The organism is Infirmifilum lucidum (genome assembly GCF_014876775.1).
Lineage (GTDB): Archaea > Thermoproteota > Thermoprotei > Thermofilales > Thermofilaceae > Thermofilum > Thermofilum lucidum.
Window position 1 is genome coordinate 817,332 of the sequence record NZ_CP062310.1, and the last position, 17,540, is coordinate 834,871.

General features: G+C 50.6%; 16 protein-coding genes. 5 read left to right on the top strand and 11 right to left on the bottom strand.

The features are described 5' to 3' along the window. Positions 1–39: 39 nt before the first annotated feature. Positions 40–945, bottom strand: a complete 906-nt coding sequence (locus IG193_RS04510; RefSeq protein ID WP_192818033.1) for a PfkB family carbohydrate kinase — start codon at positions 943–945, stop codon at positions 40–42. A gap of 96 nt (positions 946–1,041) precedes the next feature. On the opposite strand from IG193_RS04510, the gene IG193_RS04515 reads away from it, so the two are divergent. The 3 genes from IG193_RS04515 to IG193_RS04525 are packed head-to-tail and all read left to right on the top strand — an operon-like array spanning position 1,042 to position 3,292. After that, positions 1,042–2,055 carry a polyprenyl synthetase family protein gene (locus tag IG193_RS04515; RefSeq protein WP_192818034.1) on the top strand — a complete coding sequence of 338 codons (1,014 nt, stop codon included), beginning with the start codon at positions 1,042–1,044 and terminating at the stop codon, positions 2,053–2,055. A gap of 15 nt (positions 2,056–2,070) precedes the next feature. Next, positions 2,071–2,841, top strand: coding sequence for an isopentenyl phosphate kinase (locus IG193_RS04520; RefSeq protein WP_192818035.1), 771 nt, complete (start codon positions 2,071–2,073; stop codon positions 2,839–2,841). A 37-nt stretch (positions 2,842–2,878) separates the two neighbouring features. Continuing rightward, entirely contained in the window at positions 2,879–3,292 is a 414-nt protein-coding gene (locus IG193_RS04525; protein WP_192818036.1) for a secondary thiamine-phosphate synthase enzyme YjbQ, read from the top strand. Between the two features lie 2 nt (positions 3,293–3,294). On the opposite strand, the gene acs is transcribed toward IG193_RS04525, so the two are convergent. The 6 genes from acs to IG193_RS04555 all read right to left on the bottom strand — a co-directional run bounded on the left by acs (position 3,295) and on the right by IG193_RS04555 (position 10,208). Continuing rightward, complete coding sequence (gene acs, locus IG193_RS04530; protein ID WP_192818037.1) at positions 3,295–5,412, bottom strand: acetate--CoA ligase alpha subunit; 2,118 nt, start codon at positions 5,410–5,412, stop codon at positions 3,295–3,297. A gap of 106 nt (positions 5,413–5,518) precedes the next feature. Beyond that, the gene (locus IG193_RS04535; protein WP_192818038.1) at positions 5,519–6,523 is read right to left on the bottom strand and encodes a branched-chain amino acid ABC transporter permease; all 1,005 of its coding nucleotides are present in this window, start codon (positions 6,521–6,523) and stop codon (positions 5,519–5,521) included. Between the two features lie 4 nt (positions 6,524–6,527). Continuing rightward, a complete protein-coding gene (locus IG193_RS04540; RefSeq protein WP_192818039.1) occupies positions 6,528–7,427 on the bottom strand; it encodes a branched-chain amino acid ABC transporter permease in 900 nt (299 codons plus the stop codon). Positions 7,428–7,454: 27 nt separating this feature from the next. Next, positions 7,455–8,165, bottom strand: coding sequence for a branched-chain amino acid ABC transporter ATP-binding protein (locus IG193_RS04545; RefSeq protein WP_192818040.1), 711 nt, complete (start codon positions 8,163–8,165; stop codon positions 7,455–7,457). Position 8,166: 1 nt separating this feature from the next. Then, positions 8,167–8,931 carry an ABC transporter ATP-binding protein gene (locus IG193_RS04550; protein ID WP_192818041.1) on the bottom strand — a complete coding sequence of 255 codons (765 nt, stop codon included), beginning with the start codon at positions 8,929–8,931 and terminating at the stop codon, positions 8,167–8,169. Between the two features lie 8 nt (positions 8,932–8,939). Then, on the bottom strand, positions 8,940–10,208 hold the full coding sequence (locus IG193_RS04555) for an ABC transporter substrate-binding protein (RefSeq protein ID WP_192818042.1): 1,269 nt from the start codon (positions 10,206–10,208) through the stop codon (positions 8,940–8,942). 207 nt (positions 10,209–10,415) lie between these two features. On the opposite strand from IG193_RS04555, the gene moaA reads away from it, so the two are divergent. After that, positions 10,416–11,399: a GTP 3',8-cyclase MoaA gene (gene moaA / locus IG193_RS04560; protein ID WP_192818043.1), complete on the top strand. Its 984-nt coding sequence runs from the start codon at positions 10,416–10,418 to the stop codon at positions 11,397–11,399. 19 nt (positions 11,400–11,418) lie between these two features. On the opposite strand, the gene IG193_RS04565 is transcribed toward moaA, so the two are convergent. Genes IG193_RS04565 through IG193_RS04580 form a run of 4 tightly spaced genes read right to left on the bottom strand, consistent with a single transcriptional unit; the run spans position 11,419 to position 16,610 of the window. Then, on the bottom strand, positions 11,419–12,756 hold the full coding sequence (locus IG193_RS04565; protein ID WP_192818044.1) for a (Fe-S)-binding protein: 1,338 nt from the start codon (positions 12,754–12,756) through the stop codon (positions 11,419–11,421). Further along, the gene (locus tag IG193_RS04570) at positions 12,753–13,544 is read right to left on the bottom strand and encodes a hypothetical protein (RefSeq protein WP_192818045.1); all 792 of its coding nucleotides are present in this window, start codon (positions 13,542–13,544) and stop codon (positions 12,753–12,755) included. Before IG193_RS04570 ends, IG193_RS04565 begins: the two co-directional genes overlap by 4 nt. A gap of 9 nt (positions 13,545–13,553) precedes the next feature. Beyond that, positions 13,554–15,344: a nickel-dependent hydrogenase large subunit gene (locus IG193_RS04575; RefSeq protein WP_192818046.1), complete on the bottom strand. Its 1,791-nt coding sequence runs from the start codon at positions 15,342–15,344 to the stop codon at positions 13,554–13,556. Positions 15,345–15,350: 6 nt separating this feature from the next. Then, positions 15,351–16,610, bottom strand: a complete 1,260-nt coding sequence (locus IG193_RS04580) for an NADH-quinone oxidoreductase subunit B family protein (RefSeq protein WP_192818047.1) — start codon at positions 16,608–16,610, stop codon at positions 15,351–15,353. A gap of 233 nt (positions 16,611–16,843) precedes the next feature. Between IG193_RS04580 and IG193_RS04585 the strand changes: the two genes are divergently transcribed. After that, the gene (locus tag IG193_RS04585) at positions 16,844–17,527 is read left to right on the top strand and encodes a hypothetical protein (protein ID WP_192818048.1); all 684 of its coding nucleotides are present in this window, start codon (positions 16,844–16,846) and stop codon (positions 17,525–17,527) included. Positions 17,528–17,540: the final 13 nt, after the last annotated feature.

The following is a 17,540-nucleotide window of genomic DNA, read 5'->3' on the forward strand; positions in this document are numbered from 1 at the left end:
TTCTCTTGCTACATTAGATTTAAAAACTTTGCAAAAATATCAAATTTCTCTTATATTTTCTAAGACCTTTTCTGCCCTCTGGGCGAGCTCCCACCTATTCCTGAGGCCATCGATACCAGGCTTTTCAATCAAGTACGACACTGCTGCGGTTGCATAACTTGCCGCCTCCTTTATGTCTCCCGAGCGCTGGTACTCGATGGCGAAGACAGTAGTAAACACGTCTCCAGCGCCAGTCCTGTCTACGACCCGGTCAGCCTCGGCAGGAGGCACGAAGTAAAGCTTCTCGCTCGTAGCTACGTAGCCACCCTCAGCACCCAGTGTAACCAGTGCAATAGCAGCACCAGTTTCAACGATCTTCTTCGCGAGCCTCTCCGGAGGGGCTTCTCCGAAGAGTGCCTTAGCTTCGCTGATCTCCGCATGGACAATGTTTGAGAGGGATATTATTAAGGGAGCTTCCCTAGAGGGGGTAAGGTATACCTTCCTATCTGGGCCAGCACGCCTAACATACCCCTGGAGGTCACTTACGACAAGCGCAGCACGGTCGGATATCTCCTGAACCACGCTTGGGGCTACTTCCCCGATAAGCGCACCAATTATCGCTACAGACCCCCTTATTTTCTCGAGGGGGACATCACTGGTAAGAATGTCTTCGCACCTCGACAGTAAGTACAGCGCTCTCTCCGAGTCCTCGTAGACGAGTTTGAACTTCGTCGTGGGGAGATCCTTAGACACCGAGACATAAGTCGTATCGACGCCGCTCCTCGAGAGAAAGAGCAGGTACTCATCCGGGAAATCCATCCCTATCTTCGACACAATGTGGGGTCTGGCTCTATGCCTGAGCGCTGCCATAGCACCGTAGGTTACTGTGCCGCCAAGATTTCTCCTGATGCCCCCACGCACCACCAGTATGTCTACAACTAAGTGCCCGATCAAGAATACCTCCATAGATGGCTCGTTGAAATACAACAGCGCCTATTACTAATCATTTTCGCCAATCTAAAAGAATAAATTATAATTGGTTACTCTCGTTCTGAAAAAGAGATGAGCAACCCCGTAGACCTACTTGTTGAGTATGGTAAGAGAGTTGACCCAGTAATGGAGAAGTATCTCTTGAGAAACACTCATCCCGACTTTGCAGATGCTGTACTATATCCTATTAGAATGGGCGGTAAGAGGGTTAGACCCGCTCTCACGATACTGTCAGCCCTCGCAGTTGGGGGTAAGGCCGAGGACGCCTACCCTGCAGCCGCGGCCGTCGAGCTAGCGCACAACTACTCATTGATTTTGGACGACATAATTGACCACAGCGAGTTACGCAGGGGCCTTCCCACTGTGTGGAAGAAGTACGGCCTCAGCACAGCCATCCTGGTTGCTGTTCACTACAGAGAGAGCATTTCTGAGGCCCTCAACGATACTAGGAACCCAAGAGTGTTCCACGAAGAAATGGCGCGTACTATTAAGTTGCTTACGGATGGGGAGCGATTAGACATATTATTTGAGCAGTCTGGGAGAGAAGACGAGCCCTATGTAGTGGATAGACGTTACAGAAGAGTCACCCTCAGCGAGTACCTTGAAATGGTAGAGAAGAAGACTGGAGTTCTCATCGAGACAGCTTGCGTGTTTGGAGGCCTATCCGTAGAGGGGGTTGAGGTCAAAACCCTGGACGCGCTGAGAGAGTATGGGAGGAACGTCGGTGTAGCCTTCCAGGTGAGCGACGACATAATAGATATCTTTGGGAGAGAGGAGAAGACGGGTAAGAAAGTTGGCGGCGATATAAAAGAGCACAAGCTGGGCAATATTGTTATTCTGTTGGCTCTTGAGGAACTTGGAGATGAGAGCATATTAAGGAGAATACTCACAAAGAGCGACGTATTATGGGAGGAAGTATCCCTAGCCATAAACGAAATCAAGAAGACAGGTGCGTACAACAAAGCTGAAGAAGTAAGGAGAAAGTATACCAGGAACGCCTTGGCTGCTCTTGAAAGGCTTCCAGACACCCCGTATAGGCGTATGCTCGAGGACTTAGCCATCTTCATTGAAAAACGTGAATTCTAGCAAGGTGGAGTTTTGTTGCTGGCAGTAATAAAGCTTGGAGGTTCCGTCGTGACTGAGAAGACAAGACCGTACACTCTCCGCGAGGACAACATCAACTTGTTCGCCGACAAGACTCGACAGCTCTACAATGAGAATATTGAGGTGGTAATCGTCCACGGAGGCGGATCCTTTGGGCACCCCACAGCGGCGAAATACTCCCTGGGTAGTAGCGAGTTCTCGAGGATAAAAGCCTACGGCTTTGCAGAGACGAGGTACTGGATGAGCTACCTTAACTTGAAGATCATAGAGGAACTATTGAGCAGGGGTGTCCCAGCAATCTCTGTTCAAACATCAGCTATAGCACAGACAAGGAACCGTCAGCTCCACAGGTTTAACACTGAAGTAGTAAACGCGTTTCTTGAGAGAATGCTTGTGCCTGTACTCTACGGCGACGCAGTAATAGACGTTACTTATGGCGTGGCAATTCTCTCAGGAGACGACATAGCGGCGTATCTGGCTCAAGAGCTGAGGGCCGACGTCTTAGTCTACCTGATAGGATCCGGAGGAGTTTATGACCGCCCGCCTGGTAGACCTGATGCGAGACTCCTACGAGAGATACGTCCTAGCGGAGCCTTGCCTCAAACAAGCGAAAGCGCACTAGATGTAACGGGAGGGCTTCGACACAAGCTCAGTTGCGCATTTTCAGCCGCTAGAAGTGGCGTGAGGGTTGCTATAGGTGGCTTAACGTACCTAAGAGAAATGGTGCTAGGCCAAGACGCCCCGTATACCCGTGTATTACCTGAGTAACGAGAAAAATTAATACTGGAAAAGCTTCCTGTCAAATGTGAGAGTCGTAACGAAAATCCTCACATTCTCCACAAGGGAGAAGTTCGAGCTCATAAACATAACAGCCGACGTAGAAAGAACAGTCTCTGAAAGCGGTATATCTAACGGCATATGCCTGGTTTTCGCCCCTCATGCTACAGGAGCTATAATAGCGAACGAAAATGAAAGGGGATTAATTAAGGACATTCTCAACCACATATCCAGCCTGTTCCCGCCAGGGAGAGAGTGGCTACACAACAGAATTGACGATAACGCGCACGCTCACGTGGCATCCTCACTGATAGGTACTAGCCTCACCCTACCGGTCATAAACGGCAAGCTCGTGAGGGGGACGTGGCAAGATGTATTCTTCGTGGAGATGGACGGGCCGAGGACAAACCGCCGAGTGATAGTCGAGGTACTGGGAGAGTAGGCTCATGCCTCTAATCTCCTGAGAGTTACTTTAACGTCGACCGCGAGTGCGCCGCGGCCTTTCTCATAGACAAAGAATGGATTGATGTCTATGTCTTCTATCTCAGGGATGTCCAGTGCCAGCTGCGATATTCTGATTAGAGCATCTACGACGCTGTCCACGTCGGAAGGGGGCTCTCCTCTGTAGCCCTTGAGAACCTGGTATATTTTCGTTTCCTCTAACATCTCGGCTGCGTCCTCTAAAGCAATGGGTGCTACTCTAAAGCTGACGTCTCTCAGCAGCTCAACGAGAACACCGCCGCTACCCACCATGATTAGCGGGCCGAACACTGGGTCTCGGTGCATACCTATCGCAACTTCTTTGCCTTTTTCAGCCATTTTCCTAACGATTATGCCCAGTATTCTTGCATTTGGAACCTTCCTGGAAACATTGTCCATTATTCTGCTATAAGCCTCGATTACTGCCTCGTCTGAGTCTATGCCAACTACTATACCTCCCACGTCGCTCTTGTGAAGCACGTCGGGTGACTCGACCTCTAATACTACAGGATAGCCTATTTCTCTGGCTGTTTTCAGGGCCTCCTCTGGTGATTTCACGAGGATTTTCTGGAGAACAGGTATCTTGTAGAAGGAGACTAGCTTTGCGGCCTCGGCAGGGGTTAGGACTTGCCTTCCCTCCTTTAATACGCTTAGGACAAGTTCACGTGCCTGTTCCCGGTCTCGCTCGACGGCAACGAAGGTTCTCCTCTCTAAGCGCTCTCGCGTGCGCGCGTACTTGTAGAGAACCCCGAGTGCTGCGACAGCCTTTTCGGGTGACTCGTAGCAGGGTATGCCGTTCTCGGTTAGCAAGCTACACGCATTGGCAACCTCCTCTCCTCCTATAAATGAAGCTATAACGGTCTTGCTGGATCCTGTCTCCCTCATTGCTCTCAGTATAGCCTGTGCTATGTCAAGGGGGTTTGTGATCGCTGTGTGACAGTACAGGACTATAATGGCGTCCACGCGCGGGTCTAGCAAAAGGTCTTTCATCGCGCCCATGTACTGTTCGGCGTCGGCCATACCCGTCAAGTCGATAGGGTTGAATACACTACCGAAGGGGGGCATGTGCCTCCTGAGCTTATCTGCAAGGTCGCCCGGGACATCCATGAGCCTGATGCCCCACTTCTCGGCAGCGTCTGTAGCCATAATCCCTGCGCCTCCACCATTAGTCAGTATAACCACATTTCCTCCCTGAGGCAACTGGCTCTTCGAAAGTGCTATAGCCCAGTCAAAGAGGTCTATGAAGCTATCAGCCAGTATGACCCCACACTGCTTGAAGGCAGCCTCATAGGCGGCAAAACTTCCAGCGAGAGACCCCGTGTGGGACTTTATAGCACCTATCGTCCTCGCCCCTCTCCCTGCCTTGAGAATAATTACCGGCTTCTTCCTCGCAACGCGCCTTGCGACCTCCATGAAGCGTGGCCCATTGCTTATACCCTCTAGGTACGCTGTTATGACGCGCGTGTGGGGATCCTTTTCAAAGAACTCTAGCATGTCGACTTCGTCTACATCTGCCTTGTTACCGAGACTCACAAGGTCAGAAAGCCCGATACCCTTTAGTTTAGTCCATCCAACCAGTGCTATCCCGAGGGCACCGCTCTGGGTCACGAAAGCCACTTCCCCGGGGTTAGGTAGTCCCTGACAGAAACTAGCGTTCAGCTTCTGGACAGTGTCGCAGACCCCGACAATGTTTGGGCCTAAGAGCCTCATCCCGTATTTCCTCGCTATTTCTACAAGCTTGTTCTCCAGCTCGTAGTTACCTATCTCCTTAAAGCCGCTCGTTATAACCGCTACTGCTTTTACTCCCTTCTTACCCGCTTCCTCGAGCACTGATGGGACTGCAGGAGCAGGGACAACTATAACAGCCAGATCTACCTCGTACGGAACGTCAAGTATACTTGGGTAGCACTTGAGACCTAAGATCTCGTCTGCATGGGGGTTGACCGGGTAGATCTTTTCTCTCGGGAAACCAGCTTCTATTAAATTCCGGACAACTTGGTAACCTATCTTCTCGGGACTTCGTGACGCCCCAATAACAGCCACTGACGTGGGACGTAACAGAAATTCTACCCTACTCGACAAGACACAACCACCGATTAAGCAAGGTCAGTACGCTTAAAGGTTTTTAGAATAAGGTTGAATAATTACTTCAACGATCCGATAAAGATACATCAACATTTAACGAAAACTATCTCTCCCTTACTGTAACCGGCGGCCTCTCCGGGACTAGTCCACCAGGACGCACCATTACGACAAGTATTAACAGGAGCCCGAAGATGATGTAGGAGAAGTAGTTGATGTCGAATGGGAGTGAAATCAGCTGTTTCGCGAATGTTATCGTGCGGTCAAGGGCTATATATATTCCGGCGCCGACAAGCGGCCCAAGAGGATTTCCTTTACCCCCGATTACGACCATAAGTATGACAATGAACGTCTTCATGACTGTGAAGTCGTCTGGGTTGACGGAGCCTACGTAGAAGGCGTAGAGTACCCCTGCTATTGCGGCGAGCACGGAGCCCAGCGTCAGCACCTTTGCCCGTATCTTCACGATGTCCCTGCCCAGACTCTGAGCGGCAACTTCGTTGTCTCTGATAGCACGTAAAACCCTCCCGAAAGGCGAAGTTGTTAGCCTGTAGTATGCTACCCATATGCCGGCGAGAAAAGCCACGGAGAGCAAGAATAAGGCGATGCTCCTAAGCTGTACTGGTAAAAACGCCAAAAAGTTTGGGACACCAGCACCGAAAGTACCGCCCAGCAGTGGTTCGTAGTTTCTGACAAATACTCTTACAAGCTCGCTGAATGCTATTAGAGTTATCCCGAGGTAGTCTTCTCGAAGCCGTAAAGCGGGATAAGATGCCAGTAGGCCCAGGAGAGCTGCTAAAGGCATTGCGACAATCAGGGGGACTACAAATACTACCACGCCTAGCATAGGACTTGAAGCTATCCTCTCTGAGACCATCGTTGCATATATCCAGCTAGTACTCTTGAACTCTCCCTCCCACGCGACTCCAGTAAGCCAGACGCCGAGCCGCGTGGCCAGAGCACCTACGGAAAAGGCCCCAATTGCATACATTGCAGATTTCGCGAAATTGGGTATGCCTAGCTCTCCATATTCGATTTCAACAGAGATCGCAAGTATAGCGTAGATAGAGTAAAGGACACCGAGATCTAAGATAAACATAAGCGGATCCATCCTCTCACCCTCTTCTGCTCCAAAGAGAGGAGACACCCCCCGGAGCAAGCAACAGGGTTAGAATTATGGCAGTGAAGGAGACTGCCGGGCGGTAGGCGGTGCTTAGCCCAAGACTTGACAGAGCAAAGGTGAACAGGGTCTCTGAGAAACCGATGAGGTATGCCCCTACAATGCTACCGAGTAGACTCGTTAACCCTCCAAGAGTAGCGGAGGCAAAGATCGAGAGCAAAAGCGCGAAACCAGTATCGGGGTTGACAGGTATCCTGAAGGGCAGGAATACTCCTGCGACTGCCGCCAGGCCTGCTGATAAGGCCCAGCTTATCGCGAACACTCTCCTAACGTTTATCCCTAGAGTCTCTGCGAGAGAGGGGTTTTCTATCGCTGCTCTCATCGCAATGCCTATCTTCGTCCTGAAGAGAAGTAAGTATAGGGCTAGGAGCAGGAGCACTGTTGTAGCTGTTGAGAAAACAAGTACGCCGGCTACTGGTACACCAAACACGCTGAGTATCACGTCGCTGAATATAAAACCTCTGGAATAGACTCCCAACGTGAGCTGAAGGAAGTCTGCGTAGAGTTGCATAGATGCTCTCAGGATAATGTCGATAGCCATAGAGACTATCATCAGCGTGACAAGGCTAGCTCTACTCCTCAGTTGGTCAAATACAAGAAGGTATATTAGGGAGCCTACCAGCGCTCCTGTCGCGAATGCAACGGGTATCTGCAAGTATGGTGAAAGCCGTGTAATTACGCTGGCAGTGTAGGCGGCGTAGACCCCGATTACGGCAAAATCGCCTTGAGCGAAATTTGAGACTTTCGAAGTGAGAATCGTTAGCGTAAGCCCGATGGACAGTAGGGCTAGAAGGTTGCTGTATAGCAGGCCATTAACAATTATTTCTGGGAGCATAAGATTACACCGCAGAAGCAACCTCACTTAAATGCCTAGATATAGTTTTGCCAGCTCTCTGTTCTCAAGCAATTCCTTTGAAGCCCCATAGAACTTGGGTTGCCCAGAGACTAGTAGGAGCGCTCTATCCCCTATCTCGAGGGCCTTGAGAGCGTTCTGTTCTACGAGTATTATTGTGAGGCCATGTTCGTTCCTGAGTGCCTGTATTTGGTTAAAGACCTGCGCTGCAAGTTTTGGCGAAAGCGCCGCTGTCGGCTCGTCCATCATGAGTACGAGCGGGTTTCTCAGGAGGTTCATTGCAAGCGCCAACATTTGTCTCTCGCCTCCGCTTAACGTCTTGACTTTCCTTCTCAAGAGGTTTCTCAGTGCAGGGAATATCCCCAGGATGTCCGAAAGACGTTCCTCAAATTTGTCGCGTGGCAGGTCGTGAGCTGCCAGAACTAAGTTTTCGTAAACGGATAGGTTCTCAAAAGTGTTCCCGAGCTGGGGGAGGTACGCGAGGCCTAGGAGAGACTTCTTGTGAGGCGGGAGGCTGGTGACCTCGTTACCGTTGAACAACACGCGCCCTCTAAATACTTTTGCCAAACCGAAAAGTCCTTTGAGCAGGGTACTTTTACCGCTACCGTTAGGCCCGACGATAACGAAGATTTCGTTTTTATATGCACTGAAGGAAACTCCATTTACAATTTCCATTTTTCCATAGCCAACCGATAGGTCTTCAACATCCAGTAGTCCCATCTCAGCCACCAAGATAAGCCTCGATTACTGCCGGGTGCTTCACGACGGCGTCGGGCGGGCCTTCAGCTACTACTCGCCCCTGGTGCATTGCGAAAACGTAATCGACGAACTTCAGAGCTATATCTAGTCTGTGCTCCACAATTAGAAAGCTCACCCCGAGCTCGCTGCGCAAGCTTGTAAGATAGCCCATTATCTCGTTTGCCAGAGAAGGATTGACGCCGGCCAGCGGCTCGTCGAGAACTATAACCCGAGGGTCGCTCATGAGTATCCGGGCAAGCTCTAAGAGCTTCATTTGCCCGCCGCTGAGGTCAGAGGCTGGAGCGTCCCATAAGTGGTCTAGGTTAAGTAGCCTTAAGATTTGGAAAGCTCTGTCTATGTACTCCCTCTCTCGCAGTCTCCACGCATTACGCAATAAAATCTCTAAAACACGTTCCTCATAGTATTCGTGCATCGGTACTAAGACATTTTCCAGAACGCTAAGACTCGTGAAAAGTTGTGGTGTCTGGAAAGTTCTAGCAAGGCCAAGCCGGAATCTTGCATGAGGAGGGAGCTTCGTAATGTCCCTTCCGTTTAGAACCACCCGGCCACCATCTGGCCGGAGAATCCCACCTATGACGTTTATTAAAGTCGACTTGCCGCTACCGTTTGGGCCTATTACTAGAGTAAGCATCTTAGGGCTGACGTGAACATTCACGCCATCAAGAGCTACTACGCCGCCAAACCTCTTGGAGACATTTTCTGTATAGAGAATTGGAGAAAGAGACATTTTTTAGATCACCCGCCGCTCCCGGCAGGCGTCCAGCTATCTGTAGCAAGACTATAGATTGCCACTAGCACCCATTCGTAACCTTTGTCTGTCTTCACGACTTTCCACGCTGCGTAGTCTCCTGCTGCTCTGTCTCCTGTTTGGTCTAGTGCTGTGTTCCCTGTTACTCCGTAGTAGTGCTGGGCGATTGTCGGGAGTGCCCTGGCTATCGCCTCGCCGCTGTACTGGCCTGTAGCCATCACAGACAAGGCTATAAGCCAGGCAGCGTCGTAGGCGTTCATCGAGTAGGCATCAGGGTCTTCTCCGAACCTGGACTTAAACTTCGCTTTAAAGTTCTCCTGGAGTGAATTTTTACCGGGCTGGAACACCGTACTTACAAGGCCGCCAAGAGTAACAAGTTGCTCCCCGATTTGCTGGGCCATTTTTGAAGATCCCGATGTACCGTCTGTCCCGAACCACTTGAGCTTTGACAGTGTTGGGTTTTGTGCTGCGGCCTGTACTACTCTTATGCCGTCGTCCTCGAAGCTTATGAGTACTACTGCTGTCGCCGGGCCTAGCTTCGAGGCTATGTCCGCGAGCCTGGCTACTTCGCCTGAGACGTCCTGGGCGTTGGGGTCGTAGGCTACGCCCTCCACTCTGCCCCCGAGCTCCCTGAACCTGGCGGAGAACGCGTCGAACAGCCCCTTGCCCCAGGCGTCGTTCCTGTATATCACGGCCGCGCCCCTAAAGCCGCTGTCGAAGACGAGCCTAGCAAGAGCACGCCCCTGGTAAGCGTCGTTAGGCACAACACGGAAAATATAGTCGCCGGCAATGGAGAGCGATGGGGCTGTCGATGACTGACTTATCACGACTATCTTGTTCGCGTCTGCAAACTGCTTGACTTGGCTCACCTCACTACTTGCCATTGGTCCTACCACGGCCTGTACTCCTTGTGCTGCTAGTGCCTGTATTTTCGCCCTGGCCTGCTCGGGGTTTGTGCCAGTGTCCTCTACGACGAGCCTGAACCTGAAGGGCGACCCAACTTGCTCGGCGAAGGCGTTTATGTCCTCAACAGCGAGCTCGAGAGCACGCTGATTTCTCTTCCCGAAGGAAGAGAGGTCGCCGGTCAGGGGGAGGAGCGCTCCTATCAAAACAGTTGTTGTCAGTTTCTGAGCAGGGGTAGAGGGTCTAGGTGCGATGAGGTACCCTATTGAGACACCTACCAGGAGCCCGATTACCAATACTGCAAACAGTTTTATGACTTCTCTCTTTTTCTGTACTGGTACTTGTTGGGACATCGGAGCTTCTTCTTCTAGGCTTTTTTTAAGCTTTTTGATTTATTTGATGAACATTGTTACACATGATTTTTACTTCATTAATAAGTCTTTTGTAGAAAGCGATATTTACATGCTAAAAATTTCTTAGACCTGTTTACGGGAAACGGATATTTTTGTCTAGAAATAACGTATAAATCCTCAGAAATTAATGAGATTATAGGTGTTTTGTTGCTAGTAGACAGGTTTGGACGCCCCCTAACGAACCTCCGAATATCTGTCACGAGCAAATGTAACTACGCCTGCATATTTTGCCACAGAGAGGGGGAGGAGTCTACTGCTGATAAGCTCTCCACACGAGATATAGAACTTGTCGCGCGAGCGGCCTATTCCCTTGGCATAAAGACTTTTAAACTGACAGGAGGAGAGCCTCTCATAAGGCCGGATATTGAGGAGATAGTTTCAGGTATAAAAAGCATAAGTCGCGACGTTGAAGTCTCTGCAACAACAAACGGCTACTTCCTTCTAGAACGGGCCAAAAGCCTCCAAGAAGCCGGCCTTGATAGGTTGAATGTCAGTCTCCATGCAATAAGCCCGGTAAATTACAACACGATGACCGGCGTGCGCGGAAGCGAGAGGGTTATCAAAGGTCTACACCTTGCACGAGACCTAGGCATACCTGTTAAACTCAACTTTGTTCTGACAAAGTACAATGTCGTTGAACTCCCACAGCTCCTCGACTTCGCTTCAAAAATGAGCTTTGATATCAATATCATTGAACTGATACCCGAGGGAAAAGGCAGAGAAAACTTTCACGCGCTCTACTACCCAGTTGAGAAGGTTCTGCCCATGTTAGCCGAGAAATCATCAAAAATCGAGAGAAGATCGCTTCACAACAGGCCGGTATTCATCCTCGACACGGGGATAAGAGTTGAAGTTATAGCGAACTACTGTAATCCCATGTTCTGTCTCGGATGCACCCGTATAAGACTTACTCACGACGCTAAGCTCAAGCCGTGCCTAAATAGGAACGACAACCTTGTCGATATCGGCAGCATATTACATGGCGGGGACACTAGCCAGGAGGAAAAACTGCGAAACCTGGTGGATGCGATTAAACTGGTCAATTCACTACGGGAACCCTTCTTTAAACTCAACGGTAACAAGTGCATATCATACAAAGGCAGCTTAGTCGGCGAGCCTAGGAAAATATAGAGAAAGATATGGGAAAAAATTACTCTAAGTTTTCAGCGAGAAACTCTGAAAGCATCTTCAGTTTTACGTTAACGCCAAAGGCCTGGGTTGTCATGCCCATTGTGTGGAAGCACCCAATGCAGGCTGTCACAACGGTCGAAGCCCCGCTCTCCCGTATCTCATCTACTTTGGCTTTACCGGCAACTAACATATCTCTGTAGAGCTTATCAAGGAAAACCTTCTCGGAGCCTGTAATAGGGATGCTCACACCCATAACTTTCTCCATTACCTGCTGGGTGGGCGGGACTATACACGCTATGGAGCCGCCTCCCCCGCAACACTTGCTAAAGACCCCGTGGCTTTTCAGCTTCACAAGGTTGCTCGAGACTTTGCTGAGCACCTCTACAGGCTCGTCAATAAGCCCTCCAATGCGCCCCATCTTGCATGGGCTATGCCACGTCACCTTCTCCTCCGCATTCTTGAACTTCAATCTACCCTCTCTAAGAGCCTCTCCGACGAGCTCAACTATATGGATTACCTTGTACGAGGGCTTCTCCCCAACGATCCTGGGCAGGTCGAACCTGAAGAACGTGTAGGGGTAACCTCCATCGCTTAGAACTACATATTCAGGGTTTATCTCCTTAATGTATTCATGAATTCTCCTAGCTACTATAGTAGTCGCCTCGTCGTCCCCTGCCAGTGAACCTATGGGTGCTCTCATAGACAGGGGCTTGTCCGGCATCGTCCAGTCGAGGTTAAGTTTTTTGAAGAACTTCACTGCTCCCAGGACGGATCCCGGAGTCATCATAACCTCTGCGAGAGATGTCAAGTAGAGGTATTTGGTGTTCTTTTTGTTGAATTCAACACCTTCCGCCTTGATCCTGTCAATCATGCCCTCCCATACTTTTCTCAACCCCTCGTTTTCTAGCAGAGTGTTGGAGGCCTCTGTATCAATCATCATCTTGAGCAACGTTGGGATCCTGCCCGTCCTGGCTAGGTATGACCTAAGAACCTTTATCATCTCGCCACTGTGGATCCCGAAGGGGCATGTCACGTAGCAGAGCCCACAGTTAGTACACCTGTAGGCTTTCTCAACCCACTTGTCAAGCTCCTCCTTGCTCTTTGGTGAATTCGCGCCGAAAAGCCACGGGAATAGCTTCGGGAGTATCTGTGCATGTGGCCTATAAATTCTTCTCAGAGGCTCTGCTTTCTCCACAGGGCCGTACTCCTCGCCGGCTGCCGTGTAGGGACAGTTTACTTCGCACAACCCACAGTTCACGCAGTCCTCGAAGAAATGAAGCATTACTGCGTCAAGGTGCTTAAGGGTATAAGTCTCAGCGCTTTTGAAACTCTCGGGTTTAAACTCCTCCCAGCTCATAGCGCCCCCCTATTATACTTGAGGTCGTACCACTCGTGAAGCTTGCCGTACCAGTAACCAAAGACGAAGTGCCAGAACTTCGTAAAAGGCAGGGTAGCTACAAGTAGCTCGGCGAGGAGTATGTGTATGCCTAAGACTGTCCTGTATGTCCCTGTCTCTCCCGATGGGAGGTGGTGTGTCGCCATAAAGCCTGAGACAAGGATGGCTAACAGGAGAACAAGGGCATACCAGTCGCCTATGCGGGCATTGCCCAGCTTGTGTACTAGGCGTACAATTTTGTCGCCTATCTTGTAGCTGACGCCTATAATTGCAAGTATAGCTAGAAGGTCACCATTCAGTATCACCGTCAGGGGGCCCCAAACAGTGTTCACGAATGTCCACGACATATCCGAGGACGGGACTACATTAGCAAGGGCAGTAAGGCTCGATGAGGTTATTGACGAGGGTATAGCTAGCGGCCGTAGAGCCAAATAGAAGGGTATCCAGTAGGAAAACATGGCTACATGCTGTCCTAGTAGGAAGATTAGCGGTATTACTCCGAGGATGTGAAGCGCTACGAGTCCGCCTAGAAAATCTCCTTTCCTGTACTTAAACCCCTGAATCAGTGGGTCGAGGAAAGTTTTGATGAGTCCTATAAAGAGCTTCAAGAGTGGTCGTTGCCTACGAAGTGCTGAAGGCTTTCTCCTCCAAAAGAAAATATACCTGCCGATCCTGTAGCCTACCCCGAATAGGAAAATCGCCACAACGAGTGGTGGCGCGACGTATATTGCGAAGTCTAGTAAGTCCATAACCTTTCTTCACCTCACGATCATCTTCTGTATTGCCTTCACCTTACCAACCTGTATGTGCACGGCACAGGCAAGGCACGGGTCGAAGCTCCTGATAGCCCTTACGAAGTCCAGGCCTTCCCACTTCTCGGGAGGCACCTCCTCTGTTATCACGCTGTTAGCTACGCTCTGCTCAAAGGGCGACATGCCCCACTGATCCTTCGGCGAGACGTTGCCCGTTGTCGGGGCGTGGATCTGGTAGTTAACAATTCTCCCGCCCTCCTGAACCACCCAGTGCCTTACGGTTCCTCTTGGTGCCTCAGTAAACCCTACTCCAAATGTTCTACGGGCGGGGGCTGTCCATGGTCTTGAAGTCTTAGTCCTCCCGTTCCTGACGAGATCTATTGCTTTAAGAACATTCTGCCACGCCACGGCAACATCCACCACGACGTTGAATGCGCGTGCCAAGACTCGTTGCAGTGTAGTCGAGTATGGCGGAGCTTTCCACTCCAGAGTCATCTCATCCACTACCGACGCAGGCAGGTCTTCGGCTCCACCGCTTCTCGGTAGCGTCACCCTTAGTACGCCGTTCCCGCTGCCGAAGTCGCTAGGCTGGTAAGCTGTCGCCATAAGCCTGGCTATTGGTCCCACCTCAAACGGCGTTATTGTCCCGTCCTTCCAGACGAAGCGGACGACAGCAGCCCAGTTGTACTTGCCATTCCAGTCTCTAGCACCGGGTTTGGGTATTGTGACCTTATTCCACGGGTGGTAGGCTGGATCATGCTTGCCCCAGAGGAGCTTGTTGCCCTCCGGATCTGTTTCAGTGTACAGCGGGAACTTCCCCTTCCAGTCCTCGTAGAACGAAGAACTTACGTGCTCCATTATACTCAGGTTGATCTCCCTGTAACTCTTTGTAACGAGCTCGCCGTTTACGAAGGCTCCCGGCTTCACGCTACGCTTGATCGCTGCTTTGTCTATATTCTTGTATACATCTTCAGGTGTTTCTCCGAGCGCTGAATACTCTTCCGGATCGTCGAAGAAGCCGCTACTAACCATATTGTGCCTGCGGTACGTGAGGCCCTGCTCCTTGTAGTTCTCCATCTCCTCGTAGAACCACACGATGTCCTGCCATATCGCGTAGAGGTACTTTGCCCAGGCCGTTAGCTTTGTAAGCCTGTAGGTGTAGCCAATTAGAAGGTACTCTGCATTGGAGAGATCTGTAGATATGCCGCCAGGGATTATCGTGCTCGGGTGACTGTGCCTACCATAGATTAGCACCCCACCTTCGCGGGCGATCCTCTGGTACTTCACCGTCAATTGCCATAGTTTGCCCTCGATTGGGTTCAGCGCGCGCATTACATCCGAGATCTTCGCAAAGCCGTGGATATCGCGGTTAGGAGCATCAGTCCTCTGGGCGTCTGCCCAGACCTTGGGCGTCAGTTTCTTCACTATGAGCTCGCTGTAGTCGGGGCCACCAAGCATGTTTAAGATAAGTGGGTGGTCATACAGTGGATCTGTCATGGCAAAGGCCATGTTCCTCAGGACTACTCCTAGCGGTTCCGGGACAACACCATAGGCCATGTCTACAGCGTGCATAGACGCATTAGCGTGACTTGCACCGCATACACCACATATCCTGGACGTGATGTGGATTGCGTCCTCAGGAGGCCTCCCCCTTAGGAATACTTCGAAGCCCCTAAACATTGTAGCATATACCCATACGTTCTGAGGCTTCTTCGTTGTTGTGTCGACAAGTGCTCTCAGTGCGAGGTGCCCTTCAATCCTGGTAATAGGGTCTATAAATACCTCCCGGACACTCATTCGCGCTCACCCCTTTACCTCCTTAATAGTTTCTTCCTTTTTCTTCTCAATACTTTTAGAGACACCATAGGCGAGGCCTACACCTGCGAGCAATGCGGCCACAGCCGCTACGCCCTCCAGCCCTGAGGGCACGCGGGGCGCCTGGAGAGGCTTATAGAAGGGTTCATAGGAATCCGTAAAGCCTGGCATTGTACAACCAATGCATACGCCCCCAGTCCTGGTAGGGCCACCAACACCGTTCACCCATCCTAGCTTGTTCCATGGACAGTTCGATATCGGCCCTTTACATCCTACCGCGTAGAGGCACCTGTAGCTGTTCTCTCCAGGGTATGCTCTGAAGTCGCCGGCGGCGTAAGAACCGGCTCTAGGGCACTGCTCGTGAACAGTGTGGCCATATATGAACTTTGGCCTCCAATACCTGTCAAGCTCCGGTAGCGGTAACAGACCCTTAGCCCAAAGCACGAGGTTTGCAAGCACGCGTAGCTGGCCGTCCCCGTTAGCTGGACACCCGGGTACTGCTACCGCGGGCCTGCAGTCCGCGCGGATCTCTCCAGGTTTAAGAGTACACTGGCCAGTAACGAACCTGCGGAAGGGCTCAGCCTCCGGTAGAAGGCTCACAAGGCCCTTTATGCCGCGGATAGGGTCATCGAAGAAACCGACAGCGCCTGTTGGACTGTCGCTCCAGGCAGAGCTAGGCAGTCCTTGTACACGATCCAGAACCTTATTTGCTACAAGGCCTCCGTAAGATGCGCAGTTACCCATAGTTACGACGGCGACGGCTCGCGGGAGGAGCCTCCTCATCCATTCAACACAGGAGATAGGCTTTCCACCCTCTTCGCCTATAAAGCAGTAGTAGTCGCTTCCAGGAGACCCTCCAGCCTTCTCGTCCTGCGGGAAACTCCCCTCCAACACGAGGACAAAGGGGTCGAGCTTGCCCTCTGCTGCGGCTCGCGCAATATCTAGAGCACCCTCACCCCACTCGGGCATCACGGTCTCGTGGAAAACAAGCTTCACGTTGCCAGGCCCAACAGCGTAGAAAGACCCTCCCAGAACATCTACGAGGTCGGGTTGAGTGGCCTGTATTAGTGCCGTCGTGTTCCCGGCACAGTCCTGCGCCTCAAACCAGACGATGTTTATTGCACCACTCTTCGCCTGAGCCGCCGCCAGTTTCACGACCTCGCGCCAATTTATAGAGGCTAGAAGAGCTGTCGCCCCAGTGATCTTTAGAAAGTCTCTACGGTTTAACCCTATACTGCCTAGAGACATTTAACCGCCCCTTGCGACAATTGTTAGTTATTAACAGTTATAAAAATATTCAATGTGAGAAAAGTTATATTTTCACAAAATTTGTCAATTTAAATAAAAACTTCAGTAGCTAGAATATTAATAATCTTTGATTATATGTTTTAAAAATACTTAATAATGATATGTAAATACAAATATATATTAGGGGCGGCGCCGACATACTTTTATTCTTTCTACTCGGATCAAATATTTGAATGCCGGAGACAAAGAGCCTATACAGGTTCCTTCTCGATGCTGTTAGAGTGTTTAAGGCAATAAATGACGCTATTAACTCAGTGTTCCCGCAGACTTCTTCTCTGGCTGTAACAGAGCCTATTTACAAGCGGGTAACGGCTTTCAAGGAGAGAGTTGAGAACATAGGGGAGGAGAGAAAAGTGCTTATTGAGAGCGGATACGGCGAGCTTGTCGAGAAGATTTCAGAGGCCAGCTATAGAGTCTTAATCGGCTTTCTATCCTACTATGGTGAAGACGGCGAAGCAGTATACAGGGCTTTCGAGGAGTCTTTGGAACTCCCAGAGTGTAGCCATGTAGTTATTGAGGACTTCTCTACCGACAGTCTCACAGCGTCATTTCTCATTGATAAGCACAGGCCCAACCGCGTGATGATCCTAACTCTCAAGAGGAGAGGCAGGCTCCCAGGAGTTTACAGGCAGGTGATTAACCTAAGACAGCCCGATAAGGAAGATGCACCCGAAGCCGCAAGAGCCTCGCTTGAGGGGTCACTTGACATAGATCACTTTATTAGAGGCTTGGGGGTCTTCTCACCGAATATAGAAGTAGAAGTCATTGAATGTGACCCCGGAGACGGGGAAGCTTCTCCCTGCTTCGATAAACTACTCAAGGTCGTTGAGGAAGAGTACAATCGCTGGTGTCGCTGAGCAGTGAAAAGCC

Coding starts and splice junctions, on each gene's coding strand:
- IG193_RS04510 (WP_192818033.1), bottom strand. CDS start 945: ATGGAGGTATTCTTGATCGGGCACTTAGTTGTAGACATACTGGTGGTG.
- IG193_RS04515 (WP_192818034.1), top strand. CDS start 1,042: ATGAGCAACCCCGTAGACCTACTTGTTGAGTATGGTAAGAGAGTTGAC.
- IG193_RS04535 (WP_192818038.1), bottom strand. CDS start 6,523: ATGGATCCGCTTATGTTTATCTTAGATCTCGGTGTCCTTTACTCTATC.
- IG193_RS04540 (WP_192818039.1), bottom strand. CDS start 7,427: ATGCTCCCAGAAATAATTGTTAATGGCCTGCTATACAGCAACCTTCTA.
- IG193_RS04545 (WP_192818040.1), bottom strand. CDS start 8,165: ATGGGACTACTGGATGTTGAAGACCTATCGGTTGGCTATGGAAAAATG.
- IG193_RS04550 (WP_192818041.1), bottom strand. CDS start 8,931: ATGTCTCTTTCTCCAATTCTCTATACAGAAAATGTCTCCAAGAGGTTT.
- IG193_RS04555 (WP_192818042.1), bottom strand. CDS start 10,208: ATGTCCCAACAAGTACCAGTACAGAAAAAGAGAGAAGTCATAAAACTG.
- IG193_RS04565 (WP_192818044.1), bottom strand. CDS start 12,756: ATGAGCTGGGAGGAGTTTAAACCCGAGAGTTTCAAAAGCGCTGAGACT.
- IG193_RS04570 (WP_192818045.1), bottom strand. CDS start 13,544: ATGGACTTACTAGACTTCGCAATATACGTCGCGCCACCACTCGTTGTG.
- IG193_RS04575 (WP_192818046.1), bottom strand. CDS start 15,344: ATGAGTGTCCGGGAGGTATTTATAGACCCTATTACCAGGATTGAAGGG.
- IG193_RS04580 (WP_192818047.1), bottom strand. CDS start 16,610: ATGTCTCTAGGCAGTATAGGGTTAAACCGTAGAGACTTTCTAAAGATC.
- IG193_RS04585 (WP_192818048.1), top strand. CDS start 16,844: ATGCCGGAGACAAAGAGCCTATACAGGTTCCTTCTCGATGCTGTTAGA.